This is a genomic window from Arthrobacter sp. TmtSoilC48, assembly GCF_059739425.1.
Map to the genome: position 1 here is coordinate 976745 of NZ_AP046049.1, position 15935 is coordinate 992679.

At 59.6% G+C, this 15935-nt stretch carries 7 protein-coding genes and 3 rRNA genes; 8 read left to right on the forward strand and 2 right to left on the reverse strand.

The features are described from left to right. The first annotated feature begins 45 nt into the window (after positions 1–45). The 8 genes from AC6I97_RS04695 (at position 46) to AC6I97_RS04730 (ending at position 12649) form a co-directional block, all read left to right on the forward strand. Entirely contained in the window at positions 46–1002 is a 957-nt protein-coding gene (locus AC6I97_RS04695; protein ID WP_497944207.1) for an RNA polymerase subunit sigma-70, read from the forward strand. 461 nt (positions 1003–1463) lie between these two features. After that, positions 1464–2986: ribosomal RNA gene (locus AC6I97_RS04700) — 16S ribosomal RNA — on the forward strand. A gap of 574 nt (positions 2987–3560) precedes the next feature. After that, positions 3561–6715, forward strand: a 23S ribosomal RNA gene (locus AC6I97_RS04705). Between the two features lie 147 nt (positions 6716–6862). Beyond that, positions 6863–6979 (forward strand): 5S ribosomal RNA (gene rrf, locus AC6I97_RS04710). Together the 16S, 23S and 5S rRNA genes form the textbook arrangement of a ribosomal RNA operon. Before the next feature lie 81 nt (positions 6980–7060). Further along, positions 7061–7624, forward strand: a complete 564-nt coding sequence (locus AC6I97_RS04715) for a GNAT family N-acetyltransferase (RefSeq protein ID WP_497944208.1) — start codon at positions 7061–7063, stop codon at positions 7622–7624. Between the two features lie 252 nt (positions 7625–7876). Further along, the gene (locus AC6I97_RS04720; RefSeq protein ID WP_011776355.1) at positions 7877–8164 is read left to right on the forward strand and encodes an HU family DNA-binding protein; all 288 of its coding nucleotides are present in this window, start codon (positions 7877–7879) and stop codon (positions 8162–8164) included. Between the two features lie 136 nt (positions 8165–8300). Next, positions 8301–10676: a bifunctional copper resistance protein CopD/cytochrome c oxidase assembly protein gene (locus AC6I97_RS04725; protein WP_497944209.1), complete on the forward strand. Its 2376-nt coding sequence runs from the start codon at positions 8301–8303 to the stop codon at positions 10674–10676. Continuing rightward, a complete protein-coding gene (locus AC6I97_RS04730) occupies positions 10676–12649 on the forward strand; it encodes an NHL domain-containing thioredoxin family protein (RefSeq protein ID WP_497944210.1) in 1974 nt (657 codons plus the stop codon). The genes AC6I97_RS04725 and AC6I97_RS04730 overlap by 1 nt, the downstream gene beginning before the upstream one ends. Positions 12650–13002: 353 nt before the next feature. On the opposite strand, the gene AC6I97_RS04735 is transcribed toward AC6I97_RS04730, so the two are convergent. Both AC6I97_RS04735 and AC6I97_RS04740 read right to left on the reverse strand, forming a co-directional pair. Further along, the gene (locus tag AC6I97_RS04735) at positions 13003–14031 is read right to left on the reverse strand and encodes a hypothetical protein (protein ID WP_497944211.1); all 1029 of its coding nucleotides are present in this window, start codon (positions 14029–14031) and stop codon (positions 13003–13005) included. A 115-nt stretch (positions 14032–14146) separates the two neighbouring features. Next, positions 14147–15934, reverse strand: a complete 1788-nt coding sequence (locus AC6I97_RS04740; protein WP_497944212.1) for a helicase HerA-like domain-containing protein — start codon at positions 15932–15934, stop codon at positions 14147–14149. Between the last annotated feature and the right edge of the window lies 1 nt (position 15935).

The following is a 15935-nucleotide window of genomic DNA, read 5'->3' on the forward strand; positions in this document are numbered from 1 at the left end:
GCAGCAGATCGGAACGCCCTGGTGGGTTCGTGCCAATATTGAACCGTGACTTCAGCCGAGTTGGAGGCTGCCCGGTCCGGCGATGAGGAGGCTTTTGCCTCGCTCGTAGCCCCCTTTCGCCGGGAGCTTCATCTGCATTGCTACAGAATTACAGGATCTGTTGATGATGCAGATGATCTGCTGCAGGAGGTTTTGCTTGCGGCATGGAAAGGGCTGCCTGGATTTGCCGGCCGATCGTCCTTGCGTACGTGGCTCTATCGGATTGCCACTACTCGTTCGCTTAATGCTCTGAGGGAACAACGTCGAAGACCTCGCCCAGCCCCTGTACCACCCTTCGAGCCACCAAACCCGAACGACCGATTCGATCTACCGCATTTGCAGCCTTACCCCGATGCCTTGGTCGACGCGCTTGATCCTGCTGCGCAGGCGGTTGCCCGCGAAAGTGTCGAGCTCGCGTTTGTTGTTGCGCTTCAACGGATGCCGCCGCGCCAGGCTGCAACGTTGATTCTCTGTGATGTGTTGGACTTCACCGTTACCGAAGCTGCTGAGCTGCTCGCGATAGGCCCGACGGCGGCTAAGGGCCTTCTTCAGCGCGCCCGCTCCGCCGGGCCTTCTTCAAGGTCAATCACCACCGGACAACGCCACCACGAATTAGCCCGTAAGTTTGCGGATGCCTTCTCGCGGGACGACGTCGATTCCGTCCTTGAGCTCCTCACAGATCAATGCTGGCTAGCCATGCCCCCGGCCAGCGAACTTTACGTGGGCCGGCACGCCGTCGGGGCTTTCCTCCGTGCCAGTGCGGCTGGCCGGCCTGGCGGCAACTACGCGCTGACCGCTGTCACTGCCGGTGGCAGGCCGGCGTTCGTTTGCTATCTGCAAGGCCGGGCCCGCGGACTGTTGGTGATCGAGCCAACCCAGTCTGGCGACAGGATCGCATCGATCATGCGATTCCTCGACGATGGTCTGCATCGGCACTTCGGAATGCCTGACCTTCTTGCCTGAAGTCGAAGCGCAACTGGCTCATTGACGCGTCCGGAGTAGTGCTCGACGGCGGTGCTCGCGCGGGTTTTTGGGGGTGTGTTTGGGTGTGTTGGGGTGGATTTGCGTTGGGGGTGTGGGGCGTGTATTGTTTTCTGAGTCGCCGGGTGCGAAACGGAAAGCCGGAAGGTGTGTACGGTTCGGTAGGCGGCCAAAAATAACTCTTCTTTTCCAATGGCCCTGTTGGGTGTGCTGCTTTTGTGGTGCGCTGTCCGGGGTGATGTTTTGGAGGGTCTGTTGTTTGAGAACTCAATAGTGTGCCAAGTTTGTTGATGCCGATTGTTTTTTGATTGGTTGAAATTATGGCCAGGCTGCTGCGCACCCCCGTGTGTGGTGGTTTGGTTTTCAGCTGGTTTCGAATTTTGTGCAGCCGTGTTCGCCGTTATTTCCGGTGGGTGTGGTTGTGTCTGTTTGATTTTTTGTTTTCAACGGAGAGTTTGATCCTGGCTCAGGATGAACGCTGGCGGCGTGCTTAACACATGCAAGTCGAACGATGATCCTCAGCTTGCTGGGGGGATTAGTGGCGAACGGGTGAGTAACACGTGAGTAACCTGCCCTTGACTCTGGGATAAGCCTGGGAAACTGGGTCTAATACCGGATATGACCATCTGGCGCATGTCATGGTGGTGGAAAGCTTTTGTGGTTTTGGATGGACTCGCGGCCTATCAGCTTGTTGGTGGGGTAATGGCCTACCAAGGCGACGACGGGTAGCCGGCCTGAGAGGGTGACCGGCCACACTGGGACTGAGACACGGCCCAGACTCCTACGGGAGGCAGCAGTGGGGAATATTGCACAATGGGCGAAAGCCTGATGCAGCGACGCCGCGTGAGGGATGACGGCCTTCGGGTTGTAAACCTCTTTCAGTAGGGAAGAAGCGAAAGTGACGGTACCTGCAGAAGAAGCGCCGGCTAACTACGTGCCAGCAGCCGCGGTAATACGTAGGGCGCAAGCGTTATCCGGAATTATTGGGCGTAAAGAGCTCGTAGGCGGTTTGTCGCGTCTGCTGTGAAAGACCGGGGCTCAACTCCGGTTCTGCAGTGGGTACGGGCAGACTAGAGTGCAGTAGGGGAGACTGGAATTCCTGGTGTAGCGGTGAAATGCGCAGATATCAGGAGGAACACCGATGGCGAAGGCAGGTCTCTGGGCTGTAACTGACGCTGAGGAGCGAAAGCATGGGGAGCGAACAGGATTAGATACCCTGGTAGTCCATGCCGTAAACGTTGGGCACTAGGTGTGGGGGACATTCCACGTTTTCCGCGCCGTAGCTAACGCATTAAGTGCCCCGCCTGGGGAGTACGGCCGCAAGGCTAAAACTCAAAGGAATTGACGGGGGCCCGCACAAGCGGCGGAGCATGCGGATTAATTCGATGCAACGCGAAGAACCTTACCAAGGCTTGACATGAACCGGAAAGACCTGGAAACAGGTGCCCCGCTTGCGGTCGGTTTACAGGTGGTGCATGGTTGTCGTCAGCTCGTGTCGTGAGATGTTGGGTTAAGTCCCGCAACGAGCGCAACCCTCGTTCTATGTTGCCAGCGCGTTATGGCGGGGACTCATAGGAGACTGCCGGGGTCAACTCGGAGGAAGGTGGGGACGACGTCAAATCATCATGCCCCTTATGTCTTGGGCTTCACGCATGCTACAATGGCCGGTACAAAGGGTTGCGATACTGTGAGGTGGAGCTAATCCCAAAAAGCCGGTCTCAGTTCGGATTGGGGTCTGCAACTCGACCCCATGAAGTCGGAGTCGCTAGTAATCGCAGATCAGCAACGCTGCGGTGAATACGTTCCCGGGCCTTGTACACACCGCCCGTCAAGTCACGAAAGTTGGTAACACCCGAAGCCGGTGGCCTAACCCTTGTGGGGGGAGCCGTCGAAGGTGGGACCGGCGATTGGGACTAAGTCGTAACAAGGTAGCCGTACCGGAAGGTGCGGCTGGATCACCTCCTTTCTAAGGAGCTGCTAACAACCGTGTCGGTTCCCGTGCATGCGGGGGCTGGTGGTTGTCAGTGTTGCCCATTGCGCAGGCGTATGTTCTGCGGTGGGTGCTCATGGGTGGAATATCAACGAATCAAACGTTTGTTTGGCATGGCCTGACCGGTTGTGTCCTGGTGTTAGTACGGCAGTGCGTGCCCCTTTTGGGGGTGTGTGGTGTTGGGAACGTGCCGGGGCGTGGTTTGTGTGGGTTGTGTTTGGCGCACTGTTGGGTCCTGAGGCAACAGGACCTTTTTGCAGCAATGCAGGGGGACACAGTTCTGGTGTTTCTTTTGTTCCTGCTTCCGGTTCGTACCGGCACCCTGTGTGGGTGTTGGGGGTCTGGTTGACGGGGTTGTTGTTTGAGAACTACATAGTGGACGCGAGCATCTAGGACATGCATGGTGCCGGCTCTTCGGGGTTGGTGGGTGTGTGTTCTTACAGCAATTTCTTATGAATGAACCTGGCCCTTTGTGGTCGTGGTTCTCTCGAATAGATGATGCATCGTGAACCGGTGGGCCCCTTTGTTGTGGGTTTGCTGGTTTGTGTGTGGTCAAGTTTTTAAGGGCACACGGTGGATGCCTTGGCATTAGGAGCCGAAGAAGGACGTAGGAATCTGCGATAAGCCTGGGGGAGTTGATAACCGAGCGTTGATCCCAGGATGTCCGAATGGGGAAACCCCGCACAACGCTTTTGGGTGATTGTGTGACCCGCATCTGAACACATAGGGTGCGTGGGGGGAACGCGGGGAAGTGAAACATCTCAGTACCCGCAGGAAGAGAAAACAAGAGTGATTCCGTTAGTAGTGGCGAGCGAACGCGGATCAGGCTAAACCGTTTCCATGTGTGATAGCCGGCGGGCGTTGCATGGGCGGGGTTGTGGGACTTTCCGTACTGGTTCTGCCGGACCGGTGGGGTGTGTAGTGCAGGCATAGGTGAACGGTCTTGAAAGGCCGGCCAGAGAGGGTGTGAGCCCCGTAACCGTAATGTTGTGTACCGCCTGGAGAGGATCCCAAGTAGCACGGGGCCCGAGAAATCCCGTGCGAATCTGTCAGGACCACCTGATAAGCCTAAATACTTCCTAATGACCGATAGCGGACCAGTACCGTGAGGGAAAGGTGAAAAGTACCCCGGGAGGGGAGTGAAACAGTACCTGAAACCGTGTGCTTACAATCCGTCGGAGCAGTCGTGAGTAATCACTAGTAACTGTGACGGCGTGCCTTTTGAAGAATGAGCCTGCGAGTTAGTGTTACGTCGCGAGGTTAACCCGTGTGGGGTAGCCGTAGCGAAAGCGAGTCTGAACAGGGCGAGTGTAGTGGCGTGATCTAGACCCGAAGCGGAGTGATCTACCCATGGCCAGGTTGAAGCGACGGTAAGACGTCGTGGAGGACCGAACCCACTTCAGTTGAAAATGGAGGGGATGAGCTGTGGGTAGGGGTGAAAGGCCAATCAAACTCCGTGATAGCTGGTTCTCCCCGAAATGCATTTAGGTGCAGCGTTGCGTGTTTCTTGCCGGAGGTAGAGCTACTGGATGGCCGATGGGCCCTACAAGGTTACTGACGTCAGCCAAACTCCGAATGCCGGTAAGTGAGAGCGCAGCAGTGAGACTGTGGGGGATAAGCTTCATAGTCGAGAGGGAAACAGCCCAGACCACCAACTAAGGCCCCTAAGCGTGTGCTAAGTGGGAAAGGATGTGGAGTTGCGAAGACAACCAGGAGGTTGGCTTAGAAGCAGCCATCCTTGAAAGAGTGCGTAATAGCTCACTGGTCAAGTGATTCCGCGCCGACAATGTAGCGGGGCTCAAGTACACCGCCGAAGTTGTGGATTTCACACGGTACCCTAGCCTTCGTGGTTCAGGGGTGTGGAGTGGTAGGGGAGCGTCGTGTGGGCAGTGAAGTCGCGGTGGAAACCAGCGGTGGAGCCTACACGAGTGAGAATGCAGGCATGAGTAGCGAAAGACGGGTGAGAAACCCGTCCGCCGAATGATCAAGGGTTCCAGGGTCAAGCTAATCTGCCCTGGGTAAGTCGGGACCTAAGGCGAGGCCGACAGGCGTAGTCGATGGACAACGGGTTGATATTCCCGTACCGGCGAAAAACCGCCCATGCCAAGCGGGGGATACTAACCGCCCGGAGCCTGCCCGCCCACCCTTGTGGTGTGTGGGTTTTGGCCGAGCGCGGGACCTGATCCCGGGAGGTAAGCGTATTAACAGGTGTGACGCAGGAAGGTAGCCGGGCCGGGCGATGGTTGCCCCGGTCCAAGGATGTAGGGTCAGGGATAGGCAAATCCGTTCCTGTGTGTTTCGAGCACGATCCTGAGATCTGATGGGACTCCCGTTCGGGGGGATCCGGTGATCCTATGCTGCCTAGAAAAGCATCGACGCGAGGTTTTAGCCGCCCGTACCCCAAACCGACACAGGTGATCAGGTAGAGAATACCAAGGCGATCGAGAGAATTATGGTTAAGGAACTCGGCAAAATGCCCCCGTAACTTCGGGAGAAGGGGGGCCTGCCCCGTGATACAGACTTGCTCTGTGGAGCGGGTGTGGGCCGCAGAGACCAGGGGGAAGCGACTGTTTACTAAAAACACAGGTCCGTGCGAAGTCGCAAGACGATGTATACGGACTGACTCCTGCCCGGTGCTGGAAGGTTAAGAGGACCGGTTAGCCCCTTGTGGGCGAAGCTGAGAATTTAAGCCCCAGTAAACGGCGGTGGTAACTATAACCATCCTAAGGTAGCGAAATTCCTTGTCGGGTAAGTTCCGACCTGCACGAATGGAGTAACGACTTCCCCGCTGTCTCAACCATAAACTCGGCGAAATTGCAGTACGAGTAAAGATGCTCGTTACGCGCAGCAGGACGGAAAGACCCCGAGACCTTTACTATAGTTTGGTATTGGTGTTCGGAGTGGCTTGTGTAGGATAGGTGGGAGACGTTGAAGCCCGGACGCCAGTTCGGGTGGAGTCATCGTTGAAATACCACTCTGGTCACTTTGGACATCTAACTTCGGCCCGTGATCCGGGTCAGGGACAGTGCCTGATGGGTAGTTTAACTGGGGCGGTTGCCTCCTAAAAAGTAACGGAGGCGCCCAAAGGTTCCCTCAGCCTGGTTGGCAATCAGGTGTCGAGTGTAAGTGCACAAGGGAGCTTGACTGTGAGAGAGACATCTCAAGCAGGGACGAAAGTCGGGACTAGTGATCCGGCGGTACATTGTGGAATGGCCGTCGCTCAACGGATAAAAGGTACCTCGGGGATAACAGGCTGATCTTGCCCAAGAGTCCATATCGACGGCATGGTTTGGCACCTCGATGTCGGCTCGTCGCATCCTGGGGCTGGAGTAGGTCCCAAGGGTTGGGCTGTTCGCCCATTAAAGCGGTACGCGAGCTGGGTTTAGAACGTCGTGAGACAGTTCGGTCCCTATCCGCTGCGCGCGCAGGAAATTTGAGAAGGGCTGTCCTTAGTACGAGAGGACCGGGACGGACGAACCTCTGGTGTGTCAGTTGTACTGCCAAGTGCACCGCTGATTAGCTACGTTCGGATGGGATAACCGCTGAAAGCATCTAAGCGGGAAGCTCGCTTCAAGATGAGATTTCCATACACAATACGTGTGAGAGGCCCCCAGCCAGACCACTGGGTTGATAGGCCGGATGTGGAAGCGAGGACCAAAGACTCGTGAAGCTGACCGGTACTAATAGGCCAACAACTTACACCACACACAACACACTGCACGCGTCCACTATGTGGTTCCCGAACAACAACCGTTCCAGGAACCAACAACTAAATACACAACACCACAGTTGTAACCACACACAGTCTTCCCACCCCACACCACAAACGGTGCGCGGGACGGGTAACAAGGTTACGGCGGTCATAGCGTGGGGGAAACGCCCGGTCCCATTCCGAACCCGGAAGCTAAGACCCACAGCGCCGATGGTACTGCACCCGGGAGGGTGTGGGAGAGTAGGACACCGCCGGACAAACATTAACGGGAAGCCCCGACCACCACGGTCGGGGCTTCCCCACTTTAACCACACAACCAAGGACGCTAGAGTCACAGGATGCCCCTTAACCGAACTTTGGATGTGTCATCCGGGAATGCCGTGAAGGGAAAAGTCCACCTTCGCACTTTGTCCTTGTCCGACGTCGGGCCCTTGGCGGCCGCCTACACCCGGAACGCAGAGTACCTTGCCCCTTGGGAACCGCGGCGCAGCGAAGCGTTCTATACCAGGGCAGGGCAGGACGCCGTTGTTCGGGGCAAACTGAACCAATATGCCGCAGGCACGGAGGTGCCGTTTGTAGTTCTCCATGACGGGGATATCATCGGCCAGATTACGTTGACGGGCATAGTCCGTGGACCCTTCATGAACGCCAACCTGGGCTATTGGGTCGACCAAGCGTTCACCGGCAAGGGCATTGCCTCTTCTTCGGTGGAGGCGGTTCTCTCCATCGCGAGTGACGATTTGGGACTCCACCGTGTCCAAGCCGCAACCTTAATGCATAACGTAGCCTCGCAGGCGGCCCTCAAACGATGCGGCTTCGAGCGGATCGGGTTGGCGCCCTCCTATCTCCACATAGCAGGCGAATGGCAGGACCACGTCCTGTATCAGCGCATTCTCTTCTGATCCACGGCGGTTGGACGCGCTGCCGGCGTCGTGGTTTCCTGCGCTGGTTGGGGGCCGCTTCAACGCCGTAGGGTACGCCATGTGCGGTCCACACCCCCAAAAACCTTGAAAAACCGGTGATTTTGGTCAAAAAAGCGCGGAAACACGCGGAATTTGCTGGCCAAGCCGGTGCAAGCTGGTAAGTTTTCGAGCAGTGGCTTGCTCGCATTCCGCTTGAAAGCTCAAAAAACGTATTAGTCCAGGAGGACGTAAATGGCTAAGAACCGTAGTGAACTCGTTGCAGAGGTAGCAGGCAAGGCTGGCACCAGCCAGGCAGCCGTCAACTCCGTGCTCGATGCACTGTTCGAAGTTTTCGAGACTTCTGTTGCCGCTGGCGAGAAGATCACCATCCCGGGCTGGCTCGCAGTTGAGCGCACCGACCGTGCAGCACGCACCGGCCGTAACCCGCAGACGGGCGAAACCATCCAGATCGCCGCTGGCCACAGCGTTAAGCTGACCGCAGGCTCCAAGCTGAAGGCTGCTGTCGCCAAGAAGAAGTAATTCCAACTTCGGCGAACGCCTAAAAGGGGCGGCAACCAAGTGGTTGCCGCCCTTTTTGCTGTTAAGCCCCGCCCACTACTCCTCCCCAAATGGTTCCCGATTCGCAGCCCAGCCATAGGTAACGGACAATGGATAGGTGCCATCAGCAAGAAGCTCCGCAACCGCCCCATCGCCTGTTCCCAAGCCGGGAGCGCGGGGAGGCGATGCCGTCACGGGCATTTCCCTCACGTGGCAGCTTGCTGGACTCGCGGTGCTCTTCCTGACTTTGGCTGCAGCCCTCATCTTTTCCGGTGCTTCTGCTGCCCGACAGGTCTCGGACCCTGGTGCGCTGGTTCGGTGGGGCCTGCCGGTAGCGAAAGCCGTCCACAACGTTTCCATAGCCACAGTTATTGGTGGACTGATCTTCGCGGTCGGAATCCTGCCCAAGAACCTTAGGGCGTCGCGATCCCGTGAAAAGGATCTGGAGGCTCTGGAGCATCCAGCCTTTGCACGCGCCCTTGCCGTTGCCGCCGCGGCAGGTGCCGCCTGGACACTGTCTGCCGTAGCGGTCCTGGTATTGACCTACGCGGACGTGGCGGGTCAGGGGCTCTCCGGCGACGCAGAATTCACCCGCTCACTTGTCTACTTCATGACGGACATAGAAACGGGCAAGGCCTGGCTGGCCATCACTATCATTGCTGCGGTAGTCACCACCGCGCTCTTCGGCGTCCGATCGTTGACCGGCCTCGCTTTTACGCTGCTGCTTGCCTTGATCGGGCTGATTCCGACCGCGCTGATCGGTCACTCCTCAAGCTCCAGTGATCATGAAGGCGCCATCAACTCGCTTGGCCTTCACTTGGTTGGTGTCTCTGTGTGGGTGGGAGGCATCATCATGCTCGCGGTCCTTTCCGGATTGCTCGCTGGCTCCAGGAGGTCCGGGACAAGCGACATTACGGAACCGACCCTCCGAAGGTTCTCGGCCCTGGCTGGCTTTGCTTTCGTCTTGGTGTTTGCGTCCGGTGTGATAAACGCAGCCATCCGCGTGACGAACCCGGGCGATCTGTTTGGCTCTGCCTATGGCCAGCTCATCCTTGCCAAGGCACTTGCCACCCTGGTGCTGGGTGGCATTGGTTTCATGCATCGTCAGTGGGTCATACCCCAGCTGGGGAAGAGCGGTTCGATGTCTGCCCGGCGGGTGCTGTCGCAGCTGGTTCTGGTTGAGCTGCTGGTGATGGGCGCGACGTCGGGCCTCGCCGTGGCGCTCGGGCGCTCGGCCCCGCCGCAGCCCACGACGTACGCACCGGACGCCTCGCCGGCCTTCATCCTGTCCGGCTATGAGGTTCCGCCTGAACTTACGCCAGAGCGCTGGCTTACGGAATGGCGTTTTGACTGGCTGTGGGTTGGAGTCGCCTTATTCGGCGCCGTGTCCTACATCCTCGGGATCATCAAGGTCCGCAAGCGTGGGGATAGCTGGTCCTGGTTCAAGACCGCGAACTGGATGATTGGACTGGTGATTCTCACGTACATCACGTCGGGTCCGCCAGCTGTCTATGGCCGTGTACTGTTTTCTGCCCACATGGTGGATCATATGGCCCTGACCATGGTGGCACCGATCTTCCTGGTGTTGGGTTCACCCGTGACCCTTGCGCTGCGTGCACTACCTTCCCGGGGTGAAGGCGCCCACGGTTCGCGGGGTCTTCGGGAGTGGTTGCTCTTGTTCGTCCACTCCCGGTTCTCGCAGGTGGTGACTCATCCCCTGTTCGCCGCTGCGAACTTCGCAGGCTCCATCGTGCTGTTCTACTACTCGGACCTTTTCGGCCTTGCCATGCGGGAGCACGTAGGCCATGAGCTGATGAATCTGCACTTCCTGCTGACGGGCTACATTTTTGTACTCAGCATGATCGGCAGTGATCCACTGCCGCGACGTGCGCCGTACCCCATGCGCCTGCTGCTCCTGCTCGCAACCATGGGATTCCACGCATTCTTTGGCGTGGCCATCATGGGCGGTACAGGCCTGCTGGCTGCTGACTACTTCGGCAACCTGGGCAGGACCTGGGGTGCCTCGGCCATCGCAGACCAGCAAATGGGCGGTGCTGTGGCCTGGGGCATTGGCGAAGTTCCCACCCTGCTCGTGGCAATCGGCGTAGCGGTCATGTGGTCACGCTCGGACGAGCGGGAGACCCGACGCGTGGACCGTGCGGCCGACAGGAATAACGACGCCGATCTCAGTGCTTATAACGATATGTTTGCCCGGCTCGCTGACCGCGATGCCAAATTGGCCGGCCGCCCGGCCTCAACCAGGCAGACGGCCCTGACTACTGAAACGACTGAAGCGACCCGACCGACCGAAGCCATACCGGGTAGCACACCAGAGGACAGCACCATCCGAAGCGACAGCACCGTCCCAACCGACAGCACCGTTCCAACTGACGGCGCAGCCCCTGGGGACAACGCTTCAACAGGCCACGCCAGGGGAAGCGTTGACCAAGCAAGCAGCAAGACCGAACGAAACACGAAGCTGGAAGGACGCTGATGAGCGAAACCGTACGCACCCAACTCCGGGTCCGGGCCTCCGAACTGGAGGGCCGCGGCTGGCTCAATACGGGCGGCAAGTCCCTTGACTTGGAATCCCTTCGCGGCAAAATCGTGCTGTTGGACTTCTGGACGTTCTGCTGCATCAACTGCCTGCATGTTCTCGACGAACTCCGGCCCCTCGAGGAAAAGTACTCTGATGTCCTGGTGACAGTCGGCGTGCATTCGCCCAAGTTCGAGCACGAAGCCGATCCCGTTGCCCTTGCTGCTGCCGTGGAGCGTTACGAGATCCATCATCCGGTTCTGGACGACCCTGAGCTGGCCACGTGGAAGGCGTACACAGCCCGTGCTTGGCCCACGCTGGTGGTCGTGGATCCGGAGGGTTACATCGTGGCGCATCTTTCCGGTGAAGGACACGCAGATGGTCTCGCCGTGCTGCTTGAGGAACTTGTTGCTGAGCACGAAGCAAAGGGGACCCTCCACCGGGGCAACGGTCCGTACGTCGCTCCCGTTCCGACGTCGGGCACTTTGCGCTTCCCGGGCAAAACGACACAGTTGGCCAATGGCAATTACCTCGTCGTCGACTCCGGGCATCACCGCCTGGTAGAGCTCCACCCGGACCTGAAAACCGTTGAGCGGGTTATAGGCTCCGGCATTAAGGGGTACGCGGACGGCGACACGGACACGGCCCAGTTCAACGAGCCGCAAGGTATAGCTGTTCTTCCGGCGGAGCTCGCTTCTACGCTCGGTTACGACGCCGTGGTCGCAGACACCGTGAACCACCGCCTTCGCGGGGTGACGTTGAGTTCAGGGCATGTCCGGACTGTTGCCGGCAACGGTGTGCAGCGCTTGCTCGATGCCGGTCCTGCCCGTGTCACCGAGACGGGCGCGGGCGCCTGGTCCGAACACCACGACGGCGGTCCGGCTGACTTTGCTGCCGACGCAATCGACGTCGGGGTGCTTGGCCTTGGTCCCGGGGTTTCTCTGTCCTCGCCTTGGGACGTTGTGTGGAGTGCGAAACTGCAGCGTGTTGTGATCGCTATGGCCGGGACGCACCAGATCTTTGCGTTCGATCCCGTGACCAACCAGGTTTCCATCCTGGCGGGCTCGGGCCTGGAGGGGCTGTTGGACGGCGTGGCGGAGGACGCCTGGTTCGCCCAGTCGTCCGGCTTGGCCATTGATGCCGATGACAACATCTGGGTGGCCGACTCGGAGACTTCCTCATTGCGGCGTTTGGTGCTTGACGAAACCGGCGTGACGGTGGAGACAGCCGTCGGCCAAGGACTGTTCGACTTCGGGTTCCGTGACGGTGACGCCAGCGAGGCACGCCTGCAGCACCCCTTGGGGGTCACGGTACTCCCGGATGGTTCCGTAGCGATCGCCGATACATACAACGGTGCCGTTCGCCGGTACGATCCCGCCTCGAAGACAGTGTCAACATTGGCGCGTGGCCTGGCTGAGCCGAGTGACGTCGTCGTGGTTAACCACAGCAACAGTGAGCCGCTACTGGTGGTGGTCGAGTCAAACAAGCATCAGCTGGTTTTGGTGCCGATTCCCAAGGAAGCCCAGCAGGTGGATGAGGGGGCATCCCAGACGCACCGTCCCAAGAGCCCTGTGACACCCGGAATCCTGGAGCTGGCCGTTCGCTTCAAGGCCCCCACCGGGCAGAAACTCGATGACCGCTGGGGCGACCCCACGCAAATGAAGGTCTCTTCCACCCCGCCGGAACTGTTGGTCTCCGGGGGCGGGACATCGGTGGGCTTGTTGCGAACCATCGAATTGTCGTCCGACGTGCCCGAGGGCATCCTTCACATCACTGCCCGTGCGGCCGCCTGTGACGGACCTGAAACCGAGGACGGCGAGATTCCGGACCACGCAGCCTGCCACCTGTACCAGCAGGATTGGGGCATTCCAGTCATCCTGCAGGCCGACGGCGAATCCGAGCTGGTGTTGGATCTCCGCGGCATGGACTAAGCCTGCTGAACTGGCCCGGGTTTGACCCTTGAGAGGGAGGACCCGGGCCTTTTTCATGCCTCCGGCCACTTCAGGGCCAGTCATTGTCGAAATCGACGGGCTGGCATTTCATCTGAATCCGCGCCAGTTCAAGAAGGATCGTAGGAGGGACAACGAGGCGATCCGTCAGGGGCTTGCTGGTCCTGACGTTCTTCTACGGCGATGTGGTTCACACGCCGGATGCGATGCTGCGGCACGTTCGTGAGGTCCTTCGGCGGGGCCGCTTGGTGTAACCAGCCCGGATTTGGGCCCCTCGGAGCCGGCGCGAGCTCAACCGGGCGCCTCAGGTGATGAAAGGTGGGCCAGTGCGGGGCCTAGAAAGTCAGCATCGGGGTGACAGTCACGGTGTTGTTGTTGGTGTCCAGCTGGGTAGTGAAGCTGAAATCGTGCTCCACGTTGAGGTCGTTGACCAAGCCGGTGAACAAATTGATTTCTTGGGCGGAAACCCTTGCCTTGCCGTTGAGCGGGGCTACAACCCATTTGCCGCCGAAGGGCTCGATGGTGATCTTGGGGTACTCGGTAATTTCCCACTTGATGGTTCCGTCTACGACGCGCGCGTTGCTGGCGTGGTAGAACGGGCAATCAGGTTGAAGGCGCTGCTGTTCGGTGGCCTGGGCGGCACAGGTATCCAGGAATTCCCGCACTTTACCGGCAACGGCTTCGTTCATGGCCTTGGTTGACCTGGTCTGCAGGTTCAAGGGGGCCTGGCCGCCGTCGCGGCTTGAAATGAGGGCTGAGGCGGGAGGAGCCTCGAAGTAGGTGCCATTCAGGCTGGCCTCGTATTTGCCGGGGTAGAACACGGCAAAGGTGTTGCGGCCGTTGGGCATGTTCACGGGGACGCCGTTGAGCGCTGCTTCACTGGAGTTGACCACCGTCACTTCGATGGTAGGCAGCGTGGTGGGAACGAAAGCCCATTTGCCGAAGAACAACCACTGCGTGCCGGTGCGCTCCATCAGGAATTCGGTGTGGAGCCGGTTGCCGTCCAAGGTGTAGTCCATGGGAACGGCTACACGGTTGCTGCCCCTGGACTCTGCATTTCCGAGTTTGATGTCCGACAGTTTGGACGCAGCAGTTTGCAGGGCCGTGCCGTCGAGCATGGCGGCATTCGCATTGGGAACTTTGGCTCGCAACAGTCCCAGGGCTTGCTCGCCTTCGCCCTTCTGCAAGGCCTCCAAATACTCCCGGACAGGCTGTTGCGGACTGGCCACGGAGGAACTCACCAGGTTGATGCAGACGATGGCTCCGGCGACAGCAAGCATCAGACCGAGCAGCCATCCGGCTGCGGTCCTGACTATCGCTTGACTCAACTGCACGCCCTTTACGTTACCTGCCGTGGCAGCCATAGCTGTGCATGAGGGCGTCAGCGTGACCTGCGAAGACTGCTCGTAAAATGCCCGACGGCGGGTGGCAGCACCCCGAGCCGCCACCCGCCGTCGGGCTTTTGACAGCCAAAAAGGGCTAGCGGCGGCGCCGCGAGGAGGTACCGAAAACGCCGCGCATGAGGTCGCGGCCAAGCTGTGTCCCCATGGAACGGACCATGCTCTTCAGGCCGCCGCCCAGGGCTCCGCCGAGTGCCCCGGCAAGGTCGCCCAACATGCCGCCGTCCTGCTGGGACGCCCGCTGCGGTGCAGGGGTCGGCGCGGGCGGCGAGGAGGGTGCAGGAAAGGAGGAGGGCGCAGGGGCCGGACGGGAACTCGGGCGGCCGAGGATCTCTTCCTCAATGCGCCGCGCTTCGGCGTCGATGTCGTAGGGCGTACCCCCGGAAGCGCCGGAACCGGAAGCGCCGGAACCGGAAGCGCCCGGACCAGAAGCCCCCGGACCAGAAGAGCCGGCCGGGACCGGCGGCAATCCCGGTGCGGCGTCGCCGGTGGAGGGTACGGCGTTGCTGGTGAGCTTCTCGTAGGCGGACACGTTGTCTACGGCCGTCCCGTACTTGACCAGAAGGGAGGACGAGGCCACGGTGCTGCGGATGAGGTCGTCGGCGCTGGGGCCCATCACGGATTCGGGGGCACGCAGCCGGGTGAGCGCAACAGGTGTGGGCGCGCCTTTTTCGTTCATCACGGTGATGACGGCCTCACCAATGCCTGCGGAGGTGAGTGTCTCTTCGAGGTCGTAATCGCTGACGGGGAATGTGGAGACCGTGGCCTTGAGGGCCTTGGCATCTTCCGGGGTGAACGCGCGAAGGGCGTGCTGTACCCGGTTGGCGAGCTGGCCCAGGACATCGGCGGGGACGTCCTTTGGTGTTTGGGTGACGAAGAAGATGCCGACGCCCTTGGAACGGATGAGCCGGACCGTGGTGGTGATGGCTTCGAGGAAGGCTTTGGAGGCGTCGCTGAAGAGCAGGTGTGCTTCGTCCAGGAAGAACACCAGTTTGGGCTTGTCGAGGTCGCCGGCTTCGGGGAGGTCTTCGAAAAGGTCGGCCAGTAGCCACATGAGGAAGGTGGAGAACAGCAGGGGCTTGGTCTGCAGCGTGGGGAGTTCAAGGCAGCTGATCACGCCCCGGCCATCGGGCGCCGTGCGGAGTAGCTCTGCCGTATCGAACTCCGGTTCGCCGAAGAACCTTTCCATGCCCTGCGCCTCAAGGGTGACGAGTTCCCGCAGGATGACTCCGGCAGTGGCTTTGGAAAGACCGCCAAGATCCTCCAGCTGTTCCTTGCCCTCGTCCGACGTGAGGAACTGGATCACGGCCCGGAGGTCTTTGAGGTCGATCAGTTCGAGCTTGTTCTTGTCCGCGAAGTGGAAGATCAGTTGGAGGCTGGACTCCTGCGTGTCATTGAGGTCCATGATGCGCGAGAGCAGGATGGGCCCAAATGAGGTGATGGTGGCGCGGATCGGGATTCCGTTGCCGTCCCCGCCGAGGCTCAGGAATTCAACGGGGAAGTTCTTTCCCTGCCACTGCTGGCCGAGGGCCTCGGTGCGTGCCGTGAGTTTCTCGCTGGCAGTTGCTGCCGTTGCCAATCCCGACAGATCACCCTTGATGTCCGCGAGGAAAACCGGAACACCCGCCGTCGAGAGCTGTTCGGCAATCATGTGCAGCGTGACCGTTTTGCCGGTACCGGTGGCGCCGGCCACGAGGCCGTGGCGGTTCATCATGGCCAAGGGTAGCCGGACTTGGGCTTCTTTGTGGATTTCACCATCGACGATCGCCGCGCCCAGCTCGATGGTGGCACCTTCCAGGGCGTACCCCTGCTGGATGGTGGCAAGTTTTTCAGCAGTTGTTGCAATGGGTTCGTTGGCCATGCGCATA

Excerpts from the sequence above, each read along its gene's own strand:
- AC6I97_RS04735 (WP_497944211.1), bottom strand. The coding sequence starts at position 14,031 with ATGGCTGCCACGGCAGGTAACGTAAAGGGCGTGCAGTTGAGTCAAGCG.
- AC6I97_RS04715 (WP_497944208.1), top strand. The coding sequence starts at position 7,061 with ATGCCCCTTAACCGAACTTTGGATGTGTCATCCGGGAATGCCGTGAAG.
- AC6I97_RS04740 (WP_497944212.1), bottom strand. The coding sequence starts at position 15,934 with ATGCGCATGGCCAACGAACCCATTGCAACAACTGCTGAAAAACTTGCC.
- AC6I97_RS04720 (WP_011776355.1), top strand. The coding sequence starts at position 7,877 with ATGGCTAAGAACCGTAGTGAACTCGTTGCAGAGGTAGCAGGCAAGGCT.
- AC6I97_RS04730 (WP_497944210.1), top strand. The coding sequence starts at position 10,676 with ATGAGCGAAACCGTACGCACCCAACTCCGGGTCCGGGCCTCCGAACTG.